This is a genomic window from Aliihoeflea sp. 40Bstr573, assembly GCF_024105655.1.
GTDB lineage: Bacteria > Pseudomonadota > Alphaproteobacteria > Rhizobiales > Rhizobiaceae > Aliihoeflea.
In genome coordinates this window covers 109,651-126,774 of the sequence record NZ_JAAAMH010000003.1, presented here as the reverse complement: position 1 = coordinate 126,774, position 17,124 = coordinate 109,651, and the positions used below count along the sequence as shown (strand labels likewise).

The window sequence follows — 17,124 nt, the reverse complement described above, 5'->3', positions numbered from 1 at the left end:
ACCATCGGGGGGCTGACATGAAGCGTTACGAGGGGCTGACGGTGATCGTCACCGGCGCGGGCGGCGGGTTTGGCAAGAGGCTCGCCGAGCGGCTGGCCGAGCAAGGCGCCAATCTCGTCCTGTCGGACATTCGCCAGCCGGAACTCAACGCCGTCGCCGGGCCGCTGGGGGAACGGGCGGCCACGCTTTCGGGCGACGTCTCGAAGGAGGAGCACTCGCGCGACCTCGTCAACCTGGCACTGAAGCGGTTCGGCAAGCTCGACGTCGCCTTCAACAATGCCGGCATCGCGCATGCATTTTCCAAGCTGCCCTCGATGGATTCAGAGGAGGCGCGGCGCGTCATCGACATCGACCTGATGGGCGTGTTCTACGCAATGAAGCACCAGTTGCCGGCGCTCGAACGGCAGTATCGCCTTGATGGAACCAAGGGTGCAATCGTCAACGTCGCCTCCGTTGCCGGCATTGCCGGAGCGCCGCGACTGGCAGTCTATTCCGCCGCCAAGCATGGCGTGGTCGGCCTGACGCGATCGGCAGCGGCGGAATATGCCTCCAAAGGCATCCGCATCAACGCCGTCTGCCCCTCCTACGCCCGCACGCCGATGGCGACGGATGCGCTCGGCGCGATCGGCGAGGACGCGGCTTCCGCCGAGAAGGATCTGGTGCGCGGCGTGCCGATGCGCCGTCTGGCCGAGGTCGACGAGGTGATCGAGGTCATGCTTTTTGCCGGCGAACCGAACAACAGCTTCATGACCGGCCAGACGCTGGCGGTCGATGGCGGCATTACCGCCATTTAACCCTGTTTGGCAAAGAGTGGCGCGCCGGGTGGTTTTTGCGCCTGCGCAGGTCACATGCTGCGCCGCCTCAATGCTAATTTAAGGTCTCGCCTTCCATGCTGGCCCAATCGTGCTTGGGGCAGCGTCGAGGCAGGCGAATGGGCGAAGTGTTCGACCAGAAGAGCAATCGCAAGGGGGTGTGGCGCATACGCGCCAGCCACCTGCATCTGCTCCTGGCGACGATTGTCGTCGTGGCCGCCGCGGCCTTCGCGCTGATCCAGAACCAGAACGTCTTCGACCAGAAGCTTCGCTCGGACGTCCTGTCCAAGGCGAGCCTCGTGCGCGCCAAGCTCGAAGGCTCCATCAACGCCAACATCCAACTCGTGCGCGGCCTCGTCGCCTCGATCGAGACCAACCCCGGCATCTGGCAGGAAGAGTTCTCCGACCTCGTCGGCAGTCTTCTGACGCAGGAACTGCAGATTCGCCACATCGCCGCCGCGCCCAACCTCGTGATCCAGCTGATCCATCCGTTCGAAGGCAACGAACGCGCGATCGGCCTCGACTACCGCGCGAACGACACACAGCGCGACGCGGTGTTGCAGGCACGCAATTCCGGCGGCCTCGTGCTCGCCGGCCCCGTCGATCTCGTCCAGGGCGGACAGGGCTTCATCGGCCACTTCCCCGTCTTCGCGCGCAACGCGATGGGAGTTCGCGAATTCTGGGGCATCGTCTCGGCCGTCGTCGATGTCGAGCAACTCTACCGCCAGAGCGGGCTGCTCGACGACGATCTTTCGATCGAGATCGCGATCGTGGGGCGCGACGCGGCCGGACAGCGCGGCGAACGCTTCTTCGGGCCGGCCTCGATTCTCACGGACGATCCGGTCACGGTCGACGTGCTGCTGCCCTCGGGCACCTGGCAGATCGCCGCACGGCCGAAGGGAGGCTGGGATCAGCCAGTCCCCGGCCGGGGCCAACTCTATGCCTGGCTGATCGCCGCCGCACTTCTCGTGCTCGTGCCGACTGGCATCATGGGCCGGCTGATGGACGAGCGTCAGCGCAACATTGCCGACATGCGCGAACGCAGGCTCGAACTCGAGCGGATCTCGCGACGGCTTCGGCTTGCGGTGCAGGCCTCGCGGATCGGCATCTGGGAAATGGATGTGCAGAACGGCACGCTCTTCTGGGACGACCGCATGAACGAGCTCTACGGCTACCCGCAGGACGCCGGCATCCGCAACTATCCGTTCTGGGCGCGGCGCCTGCATCCCGACGACAAGGCGCGCGCCGAGGCGGATTTTTCGACAGCGATGCGCGAGACCGGCCGCTATTATTCCGATTATCGCCTCGTGCTCGACGACGGATCGATCCGCCATATCCGCGCCATCGGCTCGGTGTTCCAGGACGAGACGGCGCCGCCGCGCATCGCCGGCGTCAACTGGGACGTGACCGAGGATGTGGAGCGTGCCGAGGCACTGAACATGGCGGTCCTCCTTTCGGAGGCACGCAACGCCGAACTGGAATCGATCCGCGAACGGATCGAGTTCAATGCCCTGCACGATTCGCTCACCGGGCTGCCAAACCGGCGCTATCTCGACCAGATCGTCTCCGAGCACGCGCGCGCCTTCGCCGAAGGACGCGAAGTCGCGGCGATGCTGCAGATCGACCTCGACCGCTTCAAGGAGATCAACGACACGCTCGGCCACGCCGCCGGCGACGCGATGCTCGTCCATGCCGCGAACGTCTTGCGCCTGACGGTTCAACCGACCGACTTCGTTGCGCGGATCGGCGGCGACGAATTCGTGATCGTGCGCCGGGCGCAGAATGCGGCCCATCTGTCGATGGAAAGCCTGGCGGACCTGGCGGCGAACACGATCGTGCGCCTGCAGGAACCGACGCAATTCGAGGAACACGAATGCCGCGTCGGCGGCTCGATCGGCATCGCCATGGACACGGACGCGATCGCCGATCCGACCCGCCTCCTCGTCAATGCCGACATCGCGCTCTATCGCGCCAAGCGCAACGGGCGCAACTGCTTCCAGTTCTTCTCCGACGAACTGCAGGCGGAGATCATCACCACCAAGCAGATCGCCGACGAATTGCGCCTGGGGCTCGAACGCGGCGAGTTCGTGCCGCACTACCAACCGCAATTCGATGCGCAGACCTTCGACATCATCGGCGTGGAGGCACTGGCCCGCTGGGAGCACCCGCAAAAGGGCGTGCTCAGCCCGGCCTATTTCCTCAAGGTCGCCGAGGAACTCGACGTCGTGCACGAGATCGACAGCCGGATGCTGGAAGCGGCCGTCGCGCAGTTGGGCATCTGGGAACTGCAGGGGCTGCACGTGCCGCAGGCCTCGGTCAACGTGTCGGCCCGTCGCCTGCACAACGAGGAATTGCTTGCAGGCCTTCGCAAGCTGAAAATTGAGCCCGGCAGGATCGCCTTCGAACTGGTTGAATCGATCTTCCTCGACGAGCATGACGACTTGCTGATTTCCCATGTCGAGGAACTGAAATCGATCGGCATCGACGTCGAGATCGACGATTTCGGCACCGGCTACGCCTCGATCGTCTCATTGTTGAAGCTGAAGCCGCAGAGGCTGAAGATCGACCGTCAGCTCGTCCAGCCGATCGTCGATTCACCGGCGCAGCGCCAGCTTCTTGGCTCGATCATCGAGATGGGCCATTCGCTCGGCATCCAGGTGCTCGCCGAGGGCGTCGAGACGATGGAGCACGCACACATTCTGCAGCGCCTTGGCTGCGACGCGCTGCAGGGCTTCGCCTTGGCAAAGCCGATGGCGCCGGGCGAACTCATCGCCTTCGCCAATGAGTGCCGCCTGAAGAAAGCGTCCTAGGCGTCGCGGGCAGCTTCCGTCAGGAAAGTGAAGGCATAGTCGGCGAAGGACCGCCAGCACTCCACCCGGAATGCATCCTCGCCAGTGCGGTAAAGCACGATCTCGACCTTGTGCAAGATGGTGCGTGAAGCAGCGCCAACGGGAAATGCCGCGAGCGAGAGGTCCTGCGGGCAGCCGGCGTTGATGGCCGTCGCGGCGCCCTTCCCCGAAACGACAAAGGCGGCATTGCGGTGCGACACGTCGACAGCCGAATGGAAGGCTGCGACGGGCTTGATGAGCGCAGCGAGGTCGGCGCCTGCCTCGTCGATGACGAGCCACTCGTCCGGTCCGAGCCAGAGCGCGTGGCGGCTGCCCGACGAGGCCGACGTCTTGGGCTGGGTCGGAAGGTCGAGGCCGAGGACCGATGACAGGCCCGCGACGCTTTCGGCAGGCGCGCGCAGCGACAGGCGCGACGCCGGCGGCGCGACGGTGACCGAGGCGTTGGGCGCCGTGGTCTGCCGGCCGGCGAAGATGGGGCGGCGGGCCACGTTCGTCATGTCAACCATTCAACCGATCCCCGCTCTCATCAAAGAACACCGTTCCCGTTACCTCGACTTCGATCACCCGGTCGGGCATCGGCACGAAGAGCCGCTGGCCCATCTTCTCGCGCCCGTCCACCACCAGCGCCAGCGCGATCGAGCGGCCGCAATTGGACGACCAGTAGCTCGATGTGACGTGGCCGATCATCTTCATCGGAATCGGCTGGTCGGGATCGGCGACGATCTGGGCGCCCTCTTCCAGAACCACGTTCGGATCGACCGTCTTCAGGCCGACGAGCTGCTTGCGGCCGGTGCCGACGAGGTCGGGGCGCTTCAGCCCGCGAATGCCGACGAAGTCCTTCTTCTTCTTGCCGATCGCCCAGTCGAGCCCGGCATCGTGCGGGGTGACCGTGCCGTCGGTTTCCTGGCCGACGATGATGTAGCCCTTTTCGGCGCGCAGGACGTGCATCGTTTCCGTGCCGTAGAGGCACGCGCCATGCTTCTGCGCCTCGGCCCACACGGCTTCCAGGACGCTCTCGCCAAAATCGGCAGGCACGTTGATCTCGAAGCCGCGCTCGCCGGTGAACGACATGTGGAAGAGCCGGGTCGGCACGCCGCAGATCGTGCCCTCGCGCACCGACATGTGCGGCATGGCGGCATCGGAAATGTCGATGCCCTCGACCAGCGGCGCGATGATGTCGCGGCTCCTCGGTCCCTGAACCGCGATGACCGCCCACTGCTCCGAGATCGAAGTCAGGTAGACCTGCAGATGCGGGAACTCGGTCTGGAGGTAGTCCTCCATGTGATTCATGACCCGCGCGGCCCCGCCGGTCGTCGTCGTCACATGAAAGCGGTCGTCGGCAAGGCGGCCGACGACGCCGTCATCGTAGATGAAGCCGTCCTCGCGCAGCATGATGCCATAGCGGCAGCGGCCGGGCTCGAGCTTCGCCCACGGGTTGGTGTAGAGGAGTTCCATGAAGGCGGCGGCGTCCGGGCCGACAATCTCGATCTTGCCGAGGGTCGACGCGTCGAAGATGCCGGCCGACTGGCGCACCGTTTTCGATTCGCGCGCAACGGCCTGGTACATGTCCTCGCCCGCCTGCGGGAAATACCAGGCGCGCTTCCACTGCCCGACATCCTCGAACACCGCGCCGCGGCCTTCTGCAAAGCCGTGCATGGCGGTCCGGCGCGTCGGATCGAAGAGAGAACCCCGCGAATGCCCGACGATGGCGCCGAAGGTGACCGGCGTATAGGGCGCGCGGAAGGTGGTCAGGCCGACCTGCGGGATCGGCTTGCCGAGCACCTCGGCGGCGATGGCAAGGCCGTGCATGTTCGACGTCTTGCCCTGGTCGGTCGCCATGCCGTTGGTCGTGAAGCGCTTGACGTGCTCGATGGAGCGCATCCCTTCGCGCACGGCAAGCCGGATGTCCTTGGCGGTCACGTCGTTCTGGAAATCGACGAACGCCTTGACGGTGGTATCGGGCTCCGCGCCCGGACCGGTGCCAAGCATGCCGCCGGCCCAGTTTTCCGTGGTGGAGGCGGTGGGGCGGTTGCCTTTCGGCTGCTTTGCGGCTGTCTCGCCGGCCGCATAAGCTTCTTCGATGACCGCCTGAAGCGTATCCGTGCCGTTGCACGCGCCGACCGAGACGCAGTCCTGCGCATAACTGCCGGGAAGAAAGCGTTGCGTCGCCTCGTCGAACGCGACCTTGCCGCGGGACTGCGAGAAAAGGTGGACGGAGGGCGTCCAGCCGGAAGACATCAACAGCGCGTCGATGGGGATGACGCGCGTCGCCCCGCCCGCCTTCGGCGCGACGGCCATGGACGAAACGCGCAGCTTGCCACCGGTCTTCGTGACGGCGTGGCCGGTCAGGACCTCGATGCCGAGCCCGCGGGCTTCATCGATGGCCGCGCCTTTCGGGTCGTCTCGGATGTCGATGATGGCGGCAATGGTGACGCCAGCCTTTTTGAGGTCGATGGCCGCCGCGTAGGCGGAATCGGTCGCCGTGTAAACGCCGACATTTGTGCCGACCGCGACGCCATACTGGTTGAGGAAGGTGCGGGCGGCCGATGCAAGCATGATGCCTGGCCGGTCGTTGTCGGCGAAGACCATGTGCCGCTCGATCGCACCTGTCGCAATGACCACCTTGCCCGCGCGTACTTGCCAGAGGCGCTCGCGCGGCAGGTCCTTGCCGGGATTGGCGAGATGATCTGTGACGCGCTCGACGAGGCCCACAAGGTTTTGCGCGTAGTAGCCGAAGGCTGTCGCGCGCGGCAGGACGCGAACATTGTCCATGGCCTTCAGCTTCGACAGGCTGGCCTGTGCCCAGTCCCAGCCGCCCATGCCATCGATTTCGGCGCCCGTCTCGAAGCGCAGAGCGCCGCCGAACTTGGCCTGTTCGTCGGCCAGGATGACGCGCGCGCCACCGGCAGCTGCCGCCAGCGCGGCCGCAATGCCCGCCGCGCCCCCGCCAAGGACGAGCACGTCGCAATGGGCATAAAGTGACGAGTAGTGATCCGGATCGGGCTGGTCCGGCGCGACGCCGAGCCCGGCCGCGCGACGGATGAAGGGCTCATAGACCTTGTCCCACGCTGCCTTCGGCCACATGAAGGTCTTGTAGTAGAAGCCGGCCGAGAACAGCGGCGAGCCGAGATCGTTGGCCTCCCCGATGTCGAAGGCGAGCGAGGGCCAGCGGTTCTGCGAGACGGCGGTAAGACCGTCGTAGAGTTCCTGCACCGTGGCGCGCACGTTCGGCGTCTTGCGGGCGGCATCGCGATGGATACCGACGAGTGCGTTCGGCTCCTCCGCGCCGGCCGACAGCACGCCGCGCGGGCGGTGGTACTTGAAGGAGCGGCCGACGAGATGGACGCCATTGGCAAGAAGCGCTGAGGCGAGCGTATCGCCCTCGAGCCCCGCGTACGCCTTGCCGTCGAAGGTGAAGCGCGCAGTGCGCGCAGGCGTCAGGCGGCCGGCACCGGCGATGCGGAAGGTTTCGGTCATCATGCGCCCTTGTCCCTGTCAGGCGTGTTGACGTTCAGCTCGGCCGGATCGCGATTGGCCCATGCCGAAGGGCCCGATGGCGCCATCAGCGTGATGTCCGGTCTCGGCTCGCCGGCCTTGTAGGTCAGGTGGAACTTGTCCGAGACCGTATCGCGAGCGGCATTGAAGAAGCGACCGCAGCCATGGACATGGCGCCAGCGCTCGAAGATCAGGCCCTTCGGGTTCTGGCGGATGAACAGGAATTTCTCGAACTCGTCGTCGCTCAGTTCGCTCATTTCGGCCGAGCGCGCGATATGCGCCTCGCCGGCATGACGAAATTCGAGCTCGGGACGCTCTTCCTCGCAATAGGGGCAGCGGATGAGAAGCATGGAGGAATCCTAGTGCGCGACGGCGGCGGCAGCAGCTTCGTCGATGAGGCGGCCGGTGCGGAAGCGTTCGAGGTTGAACGGCGCGTTGATCGGGTGCGGATTGTCGTTGGCGATGGTGTGCGCGAAGACGTGGCCGGAGCCCGGTGTCGCCTTGAACCCGCCCGTGCCCCAGCCGCAATTGACGTAGAGCCCCGGTACCGGTGTCTTGGCGAGAATCGGAGAGCGGTCGGGCGTCACGTCGACGATGCCGCCCCATGAGCGCAGCATCTTCATGCGCGTGAACATCGGGAACATCTCGCAGATGGCGTCGAGCGTGTGGTTGAGGATGTGGAAGCCGCCGGTCTGCGAATAGGAGGTATACTGGTCCGTTCCCGCGCCGATGACGAGCTCGCCCTTGTCGGACTGCGAAATGTAGGCGTGGACCGTGTTCGACATGACAACGCAGGGAAACACCGGCTTGACCGGCTCGGAAACCAGCGCCTGAAGCGGATAGGATTCGAGCGGCATGCGCACGTCCGCCATCTGCATGATGACCGAGGAGTGCCCTGCCGCGACGACGCCGACCTTCTTGGCGCCGATGAAGCCGCGCGAGGTGTCGACGCCAGTCACATGGCCGTTGGCCGAGCGGCGAACGCCGGTGACCTCGCAGTTCTGGATGATGTGGACGCCGCGGTCTGCCGCCGCGCGCGCATATCCCCAGGCGACGGCGTCGTGCCGCGCCGTGCCGCCGCGCCGCTGGAGCGCCGCGCCCATCACGGGATAGCGGGCCGACTTCGAGATGTTGAGCGGCGGACAGAAGGCCTGCGCTTCTTCCGGCGTCAGCCATTCATTGTCGACGCCATTGAGCCGATTGGCGTGGATATGCCGCTTGAAGACCTGAACGTCGCGGACGTTGTGGGCCAGCATCATGACGCCGCGGGCCGAATACATGACGTTGTAGTTGAGGTCCTGCGAAAGCCCGTCCCACAGCTTCACGGCGTGGTCGTAGATCCCGGCCGATTCGTCGTAGAGATAGTTGGAGCGGATGATGGTGGTGTTGCGGCCGGTATTGCCGCCGCCGAGCCAGCCTTTCTCCAGAACCGCGATGTTGGTGACGCCGTGCTCCTTGGCAAGATAGTAGGCGGTTGCAAGGCCATGCCCGCCTGCACCGACGATGATGACGTCGTATTCGGAGCGCGGCTCGGGCGAGGACCATTGCTCCTCCCATCCCTTGTGGCCGCGAAGCGCCTCGCGGGCGATGGCGAAGACCGAATATTTGCGCATGGGGCTCGTGCCTCGCGGACCGTTGGAAAACGACATCCAGGAGAACCAGGATGGCGAAGCTATGACTAGCGAAAAGCGCCGAGGCGCCTTGCACTGATTGCGACTTCGATTGCCCGTTTGCGCCGCGCCGATTTGACTGCGACGAATTGGCAGGTTGCATGCCGTTTCGGCGCCAGACGATTTCCGCTCGACAAGGGATGCGGGCGGTGATATGAGCCGCACCGATCCGTGGTGCGTGCCACGGGCGCAATTCCTTGCGCTTACGAATTTAGACAGATCCACGGTAACGAACAGGAACGCACGTGCAGGTACTCGTCCGCGACAACAATGTTGATCAGGCGCTCCGCGCGCTCAAGAAGAAGATGCAGCGCGAAGGTATCTTCCGCGAGATGAAGATGCGCGGCCACTACGAGAAGCCGTCCGAAAAGCGCGCCCGCGAAAAGGCCGAAGCCGTTCGCCGCGCCCGCAAGCTGGCCCGCAAGCGCGCCCAGCGCGAAGGCCTGGTCGGCGGCGGTCGTGCCCCTGTAGCGGCGCGTTGATCTGCCGCTTTTTGGTCTTTATTGCCGAATTATCAGAGGTGGCGCGAGCAATCGCTGCCACCTTTTTTCGTTGTCCGCGTTTGATCCGAAGCAGCCTGCCTGCCAAATCCGAACTGGGGGAACCAGCCGATGATTTCGACCGCGCGCCACGCCAGGCGTACCGCCACCGCCTTCGCCCTCGTCTCCGTGCTGGCGCTCGCCGCCTGCCAGACCGCGCCCGAAACGATATCGACAGTCTCGCCGATGGACGCCGCGCAGGCTTCGAGCGAGAACATCTCCTCGCTGACCGCCGTCATCGAGCGTTCCCCCCAGGACCCGCAAGCCTATAATGTGCGCGGTACGGCCTATGGCCGCGGCGGCCGCAACGCCGAGGCGCTGGCCGATTTCGACCGCGCCATCCAGCTCAATCCGGGCTTCTATCAAGCCTACAACAACCGCGCGCTGATCCATCGCAACATGGGCAACCAGCAGGCCGCGCTCGCCGACTACAACCAGGCGCTCCAGCTCAACCCGAACTACGATTCGGCCCTGATTGGCCGCGGCAATCTCTACCGGCTCGCCGGCAACGCCAATAGCGCGTTCCAGGATTTCGAGCGCGCGATCCAGCTCGATACGACCGACCCGCGCGCCTACTACAATCGCGGGCTTCTCTACCAGACCCGCAACCAGCATGACTTCGCCATCGCCGATTTCGCCCAGTCGATCTCGCTCGCCTCGAACGCGGCCGAGCCATACGCGGCGCGCGGCCTGTCCTATCTCGCGATCAACAACGAGGACAACGCGCTGGCCGATTTCAATACGGCTTTGAACCTCGACAAGACGAATGCGGAAGCCTGGGCCTATCAGGCGCTCATCCTCGAGCGTCGTGGCGATCGCGAACGTGCCGCACGTTCCTATGCCGAGGCGGCGCGGCTGGACCCCAGCCTCGAGGTAGCCCGCGAGGGGCTGAGCCGGACGCGCGCTTCGTAACGTAATCGGAACGATCTTCCGCCCGTTCGGTTGTCAGGCAGACGCTCGAACGGGAGACTTCATATGATCCGCACACTGATCGCCGCCGCCCTCGTCGCGGGAACATCCGCCACGGTCGCGCAGGCGCAGGAAACGCGCGCCGAAATGGGCATGCTCGAATGCGCCATCGAGGGCGACGTCGGCGCCATCTTCGGTTCCTCACGGGACATGCAGTGCGCCTTCACCCCCTCCGACGGCCGTCCGCCGGTCCAGTTCGTCGGCGTCGTCAACAAGTATGGCCTCGACGTCGGCGTGACGAGCGCCGCGGTGATGCAGTGGGCCGTTCTGGCACCGACCGCTGCCGAGCTCTCGCCCGCCGCCCTGGCCGGCGACTATTATGGCGCTTCGGCCGAAGTGACGGCGGCGGTGGGCGGCGGTGTCAGCGTGCTCGTCGGCGGGTCGAATGAATCGCTGATGCTGCAACCGCTGAGCGTTCAGGCACAGACGGGCCTGAACGTGGCGCTCGGTGTGACGGAGTTCAAGCTGCGGGCGCTGTAGTCGTCCAACATGCAAAGCAAAAACCCGGCTTTTCAGCCGGGTTTTTTGTTTGTGGTCAGTGCGCCATCGCCTTGACGATTTCCTCGGTCATCTTCTTGGCGTCGCCGAGCAGCATCATCGTGCCGTCCTTGTAGAACAGCGTGTTGTCGATACCGGCATAGCCCGAGCCGAGCGAGCGCTTGACGAAGAGGCAGGTGCGGGCCTTGTCGACGTCGAGGATGGGCATGCCGTAGATCGGCGAGGACTTGTCGTCGCGGGCGGACGGGTTGGTGACGTCGTTGGCGCCTATGACGTAGGCGACGTCGGCCTGGGCGAATTCCGAGTTGATGTCTTCCAGTTCGAAGACCTCGTCGTAAGGCACGTTCGCCTCGGCCAGAAGCACGTTCATGTGGCCGGGCATGCGGCCGGCGACGGGGTGGATCGCGTATTTGACCTCGACGCCGTTGGCCTTGAGCGTGTCGGCCATCTCGCGCAGCGCATGCTGCGCCTGCGCGACGGCCATGCCGTAGCCGGGCACGATGATGACCTTCTGCGCGTTCATCATGAGGTAGGCCGCGTCGTCGGCCGAGCCCTGCTTGACCGTTCGCTCGATCCCGTCATCCGCGCCGGCGGCAGCCGTTTCGCCGCCAAAACCGCCGAGAATGACGGAGATGAAGGAGCGGTTCATGCCCTTGCACATGATGTAGGACAGGATCGCGCCCGACGAGCCGACGAGCGCGCCGGTAATGATCAGCGCGAGGTTGCCGAGCGTGAAGCCGATGCCGGCCGCCGCCCAGCCCGAATACGAGTTGAGCATCGACACGACGACCGGCATGTCCGCGCCGCCGATGGGGATGATGATCAGGACGCCGAGTGCCAGGGACAGGAGGACGATCAGCCAGAAGGCCAGCGTCGACTGCGTCATGACGAGGACGATGACGAGCAGGACGAGCGCGGTTGCGATCGCCGCATTCACCATGTGACGCGCGGGAAGCATGATCGGCTTGCCCGACATGCGCCCATCGAGCTTCAGGAACGCGATGATCGAGCCGGTGAAAGTGATGGCACCGATGGCGACGCCGAGCGACATCTCGATCAGCGCCTGGGTGTGGATCTGGCCGACCGTGCCGACGCCGAAGCTTTCCGGCGCGTACACGGCCGCGGCAGCGACGAGCACCGCTGCAAGGCCGACGAGCGAGTGGAAGGCAGCGACGAGCTGCGGCATCGAGGTCATCGGGATGCGCTTGGCGATCACCGCGCCGATGCCACCGCCAATCGCGATTCCGACGACGATCAGGAGGAAACCGCCGAAGGTCGGACGCGCCAGAAGCAGCGTCGTGACGATGGCGATACCCATGCCGACCATGCCGTAGAGATTGCCCTGACGGCTGGTGGTGGGATGCGACAGGCCCCGCAACGCCATGATGAACAGGACGCCGGAGACGAGGTAGAGGAAGGAGGCGAAGTTCTCGCTCATCGAATGCGCCTCACTTCTCTTTTTTCTTGTACATGGCGAGCATGCGGTGGGTGACGAGGAAGCCGCCGAAGATATTCACCGATGCAAGGATGAGGGCGACGAAACCGAAGCCGGTTGCCAGCCCCGAGGCCGAGATGCCGACCGCCAGAAGCGCGCCGACGACGATGACCGACGAAATGGCGTTGGTCACCGCCATCAAGGGCGTGTGCAGCGCCGGCGTCACCGACCAGACGACATAGTAGCCGACGAAGATCGCCAGGACGAAGATGGCAAAGCGGAAGACGAAGGGGTCGATCGCGCCGCCCGTGGCCGCTGCGGCGGCATGGCCGGCCGCTTCCGCGGTCTCAAGATCGGAGAAGGCGAGCCGCAGTGCGGCGGTCGCCTGCTCGAGCTGCTCGATGGCGCGTTCCATCGCGGTCATTTCCATCACGCATCCCCCTTCTTCGAAGCGGATTTCGGCTTGGGCTGGGGCTGGGGCTGGGGCTGGGGCTCCGCAGCCTCGACGGGCGCGGTTTCGGCCTTCGCGAAATTCGCATGGACGACCTTGCCCTCATGGGTCAGGAGCGTCGCCTTGACGAGTTCGTCGTCCGGCCTGATCGCGAGCGTCTTCGTCTCCTTGTCGACCAGCGTCTCCAGGAACGCGAATAGGTTCTTTGCATAGAGCAGCGAGGCGGAGGCGGCGACACGGCCGGCCATGTTGAGATGACCGACGATCTTGACGTCGTTGGCGCTCGTCACGACTTCACCGGGCTTGGCGCCCTCCACATTGCCGCCGCGCTCGACCGCGAGGTCGACGATGACGGAACCGGGCTTCATCGAAGCGACCATCTGCGCCGAGACGAGGCGCGGCGCGGGCCGGCCCGGGATCAGGGCGGTGGTGATGACGATGTCCTGCTTGGCGATGTGCTCGGCCGTCAGCGCGGCCTGCTTGGCCTGGTATTCCTTGGACATTTCCTTGGCGTAGCCGCCAGCTGTCTCGGCCGCCTTGAACTCCTCGTCCTCGACGGCGAGGAACTTGGCGCCGAGCGAGGCGACCTGTTCCTTGGCGGCGGGGCGCACGTCCGTCGCGGTGACGACGGCGCCCATGCGGCGCGCGGTCGCGATGGCCTGCAGGCCGGCGACGCCGACGCCCATGATGAAGACCTTTGCGGCGGGCACGGTCCCGGCCGCCGTCATCATCATTGGCAATGCACGGTCATATTCGGCGGCCGCGTCGACGACCGCCTGGTAGCCGGCGAGATTGGCCTGGCTTGAGAGAATGTCCATCGACTGCGCGCGGGTGATGCGCGGCATGAATTCCATCGCGAAGGCCGAGACGCCCGCCCTGGCCATGGCGGCGACGGCGGCGTCGTTGCCGTAGGGGTCCATCGCGGCGATGACCGCGGCGCCTTTTTTGTAGACCTTCAGTTCGGCGTCGTTCGGGCGCCGAACCTTGAGGACGACATCGGCGGAGGATGCGTCGGCGGCGGTGCCGATCCGCGCGCCGGCCTTCTCGAATTCGGCGTCGGGGATGCGCGAGGCGGTACCTGCGCCTGCTTCAACGACAACGTCGAGACCGAGGCCCTTGAGCCGCTTGACAGTATCGGGCGAGGCCGCGACGCGCGGCTCTCCCCCCTCGACTTCTTTTGGTACGAATACGATCTGCGGCATGTGCCCCTCCCTGACTGCCGATTTTCAATTTGCCGGCGGGGCAAAAGGCCCGGCCGAAATCAGCGCAGAAGAACCGCGCCGAGGCCGCAGATGAGCAGGAACAGGATCGTCGCCGATATGAAGCCGGCCGACGTGAAGAAGCCGAAGGCCATTGCGATCAAAAGCGCGACCACGGCGAGGGTGCCGTATTTGGCCATTTCGAGAAAGAACGAATAGGTTCTTTCGTGCTCGTGATAGTCCATTTCCGCGCCAATATCGAGCGGGCCGGAGTGATGTTCTTCTGCCATGGAAGGCTCCCTCGCAAATCTGTCAGTCGCTGATAACGAAAACCGTGATTGAGGGCAATGGCACGATTGTCGCGGAACGCGGCCGCCGCGCCTATCCGACGAGGTCGGGAAAGAGGCCGATCAGACCGATGACGATCAGATAAAGCGCCACGATGTAGTTCAGGAGGCGCGGCATGATCAGGATCACGACGCCGGCGATGAGCGAGATCAGCGGGGTGAGTGCGAGATCGGGCATTGGTGTTGTTCCTGGATGAAGGTCCCTAAGTCCAACTAGGCGCGCTGCGTTTTGCGGCAAGAGTGCCGCAGCGTCAGGCCGCGACCCGATACTTGGCCGTTGGCAGGACAGTGAGCGGCGTCAGTTCGCCGACATCCGGGCGCCGGAAGAGCATCCGGCGCTCGGCCGCCGTGGAGCGGAAGAACGAATAGCGCGCGACCGTCTTCGCCATGTTCTCCTTGCAGTTCGATTCGTAGAGCATGACCGGCACGGTGAACGGCGGATAGGGCCGCGCGAGCCCGACCTGAGAGGAACCGAATATGCGCTTGTAGAAGGCGACGTGCTCGTCGCGGATCAGGCACACGCAACTCGTGGAGTCGAAATAGGTATTGGCGATGACCGCAAGGCGCAGCGTCAGATAGGGCAGCAGGCGAAACGAGCCGGCGACCGACGGATCGGCGGTGAACTGGCCCGGATTGACGAAGGTCTCGCCGGCGGCGAGCCGCGGCTCCAGCATGTCGGAATACACGCGCATGACCGGTCCCCGGGGCTCGGCGGCGGTGATGTGGTGAAGCCGCACCGTCGAGACGAGTTCGCCATCGACGAACACGCCGAACCGGTAGCTGTTGGGCGTGTCGTCCATCGCGTCGGAAATGCGCTCGTTCTCGGCTTCGCCGACGAGGCCGTAGGCCTTATACGCCTTGAACCGCAGGCGGTAGATCGCCTCCAGATCCTCGCCGCTTTCGCAGCGCCGGTATTCCGTTCGCTCCAACAGTGCAGACACGCTGCGCGCGAATGCCGAACCTTGCACGTCGCCCGAAACGGAACCGCCATCCGCCTCGGCACGCAGCGCCGCTGCTTGTCCTGTCATGTCGCATCCCCGTACCGCCATTAAGGAGATGCTAACCGTGTCTTGACTGTTCCAAAACCCCGAAACTGTGAAACGATTCATTTACCTATGGTTAAGGTTAACGTCTTGACTGCCATGTGCGGTTGAAAGCGCCGTGCGGTTCACGATGCCCCTCGACAAATTCTCACAACCACCCTAGAGCCACGCTCACAGAATTGGGGGATTCGTTCATGACGACTACGACGATCGACGCAGTCCTGGAGCGGGGCGGCACCGGACCCTTCCAGAAGAGGCTTCTGGGCGTTTTTGGACTGGTGTGGACGGCGGATGCCATGCAGGTTCTGGCGGTGGGGTTCACCGCGGCCTCGATAGCGGCAACCTTCGGGCTCACCGTGCCGCAGGCGCTGCAGACCGGGACGTTGTTCTTTCTCGGCATGCTGATCGGCGCCGCCGTCTTCGGCCGTCTGGCCGACCGCTTCGGACGCCGGCGCATCCTGATCGGGACGGTCGCGATGGATGCCGTCTTCGGCCTCGCCTCCGCCTTCGCGCCAGACTTCCAGACCCTCCTCCTCCTGCGCTTCATGACCGGCATCGCCGTCGGCGGCACGCTGCCGGTCGACTATGCGATGATGGCCGAGTTCCTGCCGCCTTCGCGGCGGGGGCGCTGGCTGGTGATGCTGGAAGGTTTTTGGGCCGTTGGCACGGTCGCCGTCGCGCTGACGGCATGGGCGGCGGCCTCGGCGGGCGTAACCGACGCCTGGCGCGTGATCTTCTTCGTCACCGCGCTGCCCGCTGTCGTCGGCATCTTCCTGCGCTTCTGGATACCCGAATCGCCGATGCATCTCATGCGCACCGGCCGCGAGCCGGAAGCGCGAGCAGTGATGGACAAGGTGCTGGCCGCCAACGGCAAGACGCCGCTCGGCGCAACACCGCTGACGGCGATGCCGGCAGCAGGCAATGTCGGCCTTTTCTCCCCTCAATTGCGCCGCCGCACGATCCTGATGCTGGCCTGCTGGTTCCTTGTGTCGATCTCCTATTACGGCATCTTCGCCTGGATGCCGGCGCGCCTGGCGACCGAGGGCTTCGGTTTCGTACGGGGCTACGGTTTCCTCGTTCTCGTCGCTCTTGCGCAGATTCCCGGCTATGCGCTTGCTGCCTATGGCGTGGAGAAATGGGGACGACGCACGACGCTGACGCGCTTCCTCGTGCTGAGCGCGGCAGGTTGCGCGCTCTTCGTCGTCGCGACCACCCCTGCCCTGATCGCTGCGGCGCTGCTGATCATGAGCTTCGCGCTGCTGGGAACCTGGGGCGCGCTCTATGCCTTCACGCCCGAACTCTACCCGACCGCCTCGCGCGCAACCGGCATGGGTGCTGCAGGCGCCATGGCGCGGCTCGGCGGGCTGCTGGCGCCTTCGGTGCTCGTCTATCTCTTCATTCAGAGCACGACGGCCGCGATCGGCCTTTTCGCCGGGCTATTGCTGATCGCGGCGGTTGCCGCGCGGGCGATCGACGTGGAAACGCGGCAAGCCGCCCTCGCCTGAGATGTGGACGGCGCAACACCAGATGTTGACGCCATCCGCAAATACCCATCTATATGCGGTGGTCATGGGTCTTCCGGGCGGAAAATCGTCCGGGAGCTAAGAGGGAAGCCGGTGCGCGAAACGCAATGCCGGCGCTGCCCCCGCAACTGTAAGCAGTGAGCTTGCGTCGATTGATGCCACTGGTGCCGATGGCACCGGGAAGGCCGACGAGAGCTGAGACCTGCGAGCCAGGAGACCTGCCCTGACGGCTTGAACGAACCTCGGGCGGGGTGTCCCGGTGGTGCGTGTGCCACGGGCGATCGATTCACCCCG

16 protein-coding genes and 1 riboswitch are annotated in these 17,124 nt (G+C 65.1%); of the genes, 6 read left to right on the top strand and 10 right to left on the bottom strand.

All coding sequences use genetic code 11. The annotated features are described in order from the left end of the window. The first annotated feature begins 17 nt into the window (after positions 1–17). Both GTK01_RS05760 and GTK01_RS05755 read left to right on the top strand, forming a co-directional pair. The gene (locus GTK01_RS05760) at positions 18–794 is read left to right on the top strand and encodes an SDR family NAD(P)-dependent oxidoreductase (protein ID WP_252924908.1); all 777 of its coding nucleotides are present in this window, start codon (positions 18–20) and stop codon (positions 792–794) included. Between the two features lie 137 nt (positions 795–931). Further along, entirely contained in the window at positions 932–3,622 is a 2,691-nt protein-coding gene (locus GTK01_RS05755) for an EAL domain-containing protein (protein ID WP_252924907.1), read from the top strand. Here GTK01_RS05755 and GTK01_RS05750 read toward each other — a convergent pair. From GTK01_RS05750 to GTK01_RS05735, 4 genes are read right to left on the bottom strand one after another with little or no spacing between them, the layout of a single operon-like run. Then, positions 3,619–4,158, bottom strand: a complete 540-nt coding sequence (locus GTK01_RS05750) for a sarcosine oxidase subunit gamma (RefSeq protein WP_252925064.1) — start codon at positions 4,156–4,158, stop codon at positions 3,619–3,621. The two genes, GTK01_RS05755 and GTK01_RS05750, sit on opposite strands and share 4 nt — an antisense overlap. Position 4,159: 1 nt before the next feature. Then, complete coding sequence (locus GTK01_RS05745; RefSeq protein ID WP_252925063.1) at positions 4,160–7,138, bottom strand: sarcosine oxidase subunit alpha; 2,979 nt, start codon at positions 7,136–7,138, stop codon at positions 4,160–4,162. Further along, positions 7,138–7,506 carry a sarcosine oxidase subunit delta gene (locus tag GTK01_RS05740; protein WP_252924906.1) on the bottom strand — a complete coding sequence of 123 codons (369 nt, stop codon included), beginning with the start codon at positions 7,504–7,506 and terminating at the stop codon, positions 7,138–7,140. Before GTK01_RS05740 ends, GTK01_RS05745 begins: the two co-directional genes overlap by 1 nt. A 9-nt stretch (positions 7,507–7,515) precedes the next feature. Continuing rightward, positions 7,516–8,769 (bottom strand): sarcosine oxidase subunit beta, encoded by a 1,254-nt coding sequence (locus GTK01_RS05735; protein WP_252924905.1) that lies wholly within the window; start codon positions 8,767–8,769, stop codon positions 7,516–7,518. A gap of 302 nt (positions 8,770–9,071) precedes the next feature. Here GTK01_RS05735 and rpsU point away from each other — a divergent pair, with 302 nt between their 5' ends. The 3 genes from rpsU (at position 9,072) to GTK01_RS05720 (ending at position 10,814) form a co-directional block, all read left to right on the top strand. Beyond that, positions 9,072–9,308 carry a 30S ribosomal protein S21 gene (rpsU, locus tag GTK01_RS05730; protein WP_252924904.1) on the top strand — a complete coding sequence of 79 codons (237 nt, stop codon included), beginning with the start codon at positions 9,072–9,074 and terminating at the stop codon, positions 9,306–9,308. Positions 9,309–9,437: 129 nt separating this feature from the next. Beyond that, positions 9,438–10,277 (top strand): tetratricopeptide repeat protein, encoded by an 840-nt coding sequence (locus GTK01_RS05725; RefSeq protein WP_252924903.1) that lies wholly within the window; start codon positions 9,438–9,440, stop codon positions 10,275–10,277. A gap of 63 nt (positions 10,278–10,340) precedes the next feature. Continuing rightward, a complete protein-coding gene (locus tag GTK01_RS05720) occupies positions 10,341–10,814 on the top strand; it encodes a DUF992 domain-containing protein (RefSeq protein ID WP_252924902.1) in 474 nt (157 codons plus the stop codon). Between the two features lie 55 nt (positions 10,815–10,869). Here the strand turns inward: GTK01_RS05720 and GTK01_RS05715 are convergent, their stop codons facing one another. The 6 genes from GTK01_RS05715 to GTK01_RS05690 all read right to left on the bottom strand — a co-directional run bounded on the left by GTK01_RS05715 (position 10,870) and on the right by GTK01_RS05690 (position 15,292). Next, positions 10,870–12,270, bottom strand: a complete 1,401-nt coding sequence (locus GTK01_RS05715) for an NAD(P)(+) transhydrogenase (Re/Si-specific) subunit beta (protein WP_252924901.1) — start codon at positions 12,268–12,270, stop codon at positions 10,870–10,872. A 10-nt stretch (positions 12,271–12,280) separates the two neighbouring features. After that, positions 12,281–12,697 carry a proton-translocating transhydrogenase family protein gene (locus tag GTK01_RS05710; RefSeq protein ID WP_252924900.1) on the bottom strand — a complete coding sequence of 139 codons (417 nt, stop codon included), beginning with the start codon at positions 12,695–12,697 and terminating at the stop codon, positions 12,281–12,283. After that, positions 12,697–13,920 carry a Re/Si-specific NAD(P)(+) transhydrogenase subunit alpha gene (locus tag GTK01_RS05705; protein WP_252924899.1) on the bottom strand — a complete coding sequence of 408 codons (1,224 nt, stop codon included), beginning with the start codon at positions 13,918–13,920 and terminating at the stop codon, positions 12,697–12,699. Before GTK01_RS05705 ends, GTK01_RS05710 begins: the two co-directional genes overlap by 1 nt. 59 nt (positions 13,921–13,979) lie before the next feature. Further along, positions 13,980–14,207: an aa3-type cytochrome c oxidase subunit IV gene (locus GTK01_RS05700; protein ID WP_252924898.1), complete on the bottom strand. Its 228-nt coding sequence runs from the start codon at positions 14,205–14,207 to the stop codon at positions 13,980–13,982. 91 nt (positions 14,208–14,298) lie between these two features. Further along, on the bottom strand, positions 14,299–14,442 hold the full coding sequence (locus GTK01_RS05695; protein WP_252924897.1) for a DUF3096 domain-containing protein: 144 nt from the start codon (positions 14,440–14,442) through the stop codon (positions 14,299–14,301). A 73-nt stretch (positions 14,443–14,515) separates the two neighbouring features. Beyond that, positions 14,516–15,292, bottom strand: a complete 777-nt coding sequence (locus tag GTK01_RS05690) for a hypothetical protein (RefSeq protein WP_252924896.1) — start codon at positions 15,290–15,292, stop codon at positions 14,516–14,518. Between the two features lie 209 nt (positions 15,293–15,501). Here GTK01_RS05690 and GTK01_RS05685 point away from each other — a divergent pair, with 209 nt between their 5' ends. Then, positions 15,502–16,812 carry an MFS transporter gene (locus GTK01_RS05685; RefSeq protein ID WP_252924895.1) on the top strand — a complete coding sequence of 437 codons (1,311 nt, stop codon included), beginning with the start codon at positions 15,502–15,504 and terminating at the stop codon, positions 16,810–16,812. Positions 16,813–16,861: 49 nt separating this feature from the next. Continuing rightward, positions 16,862–17,071, top strand: a riboswitch (cobalamin riboswitch). Positions 17,072–17,124: the final 53 nt, after the last annotated feature.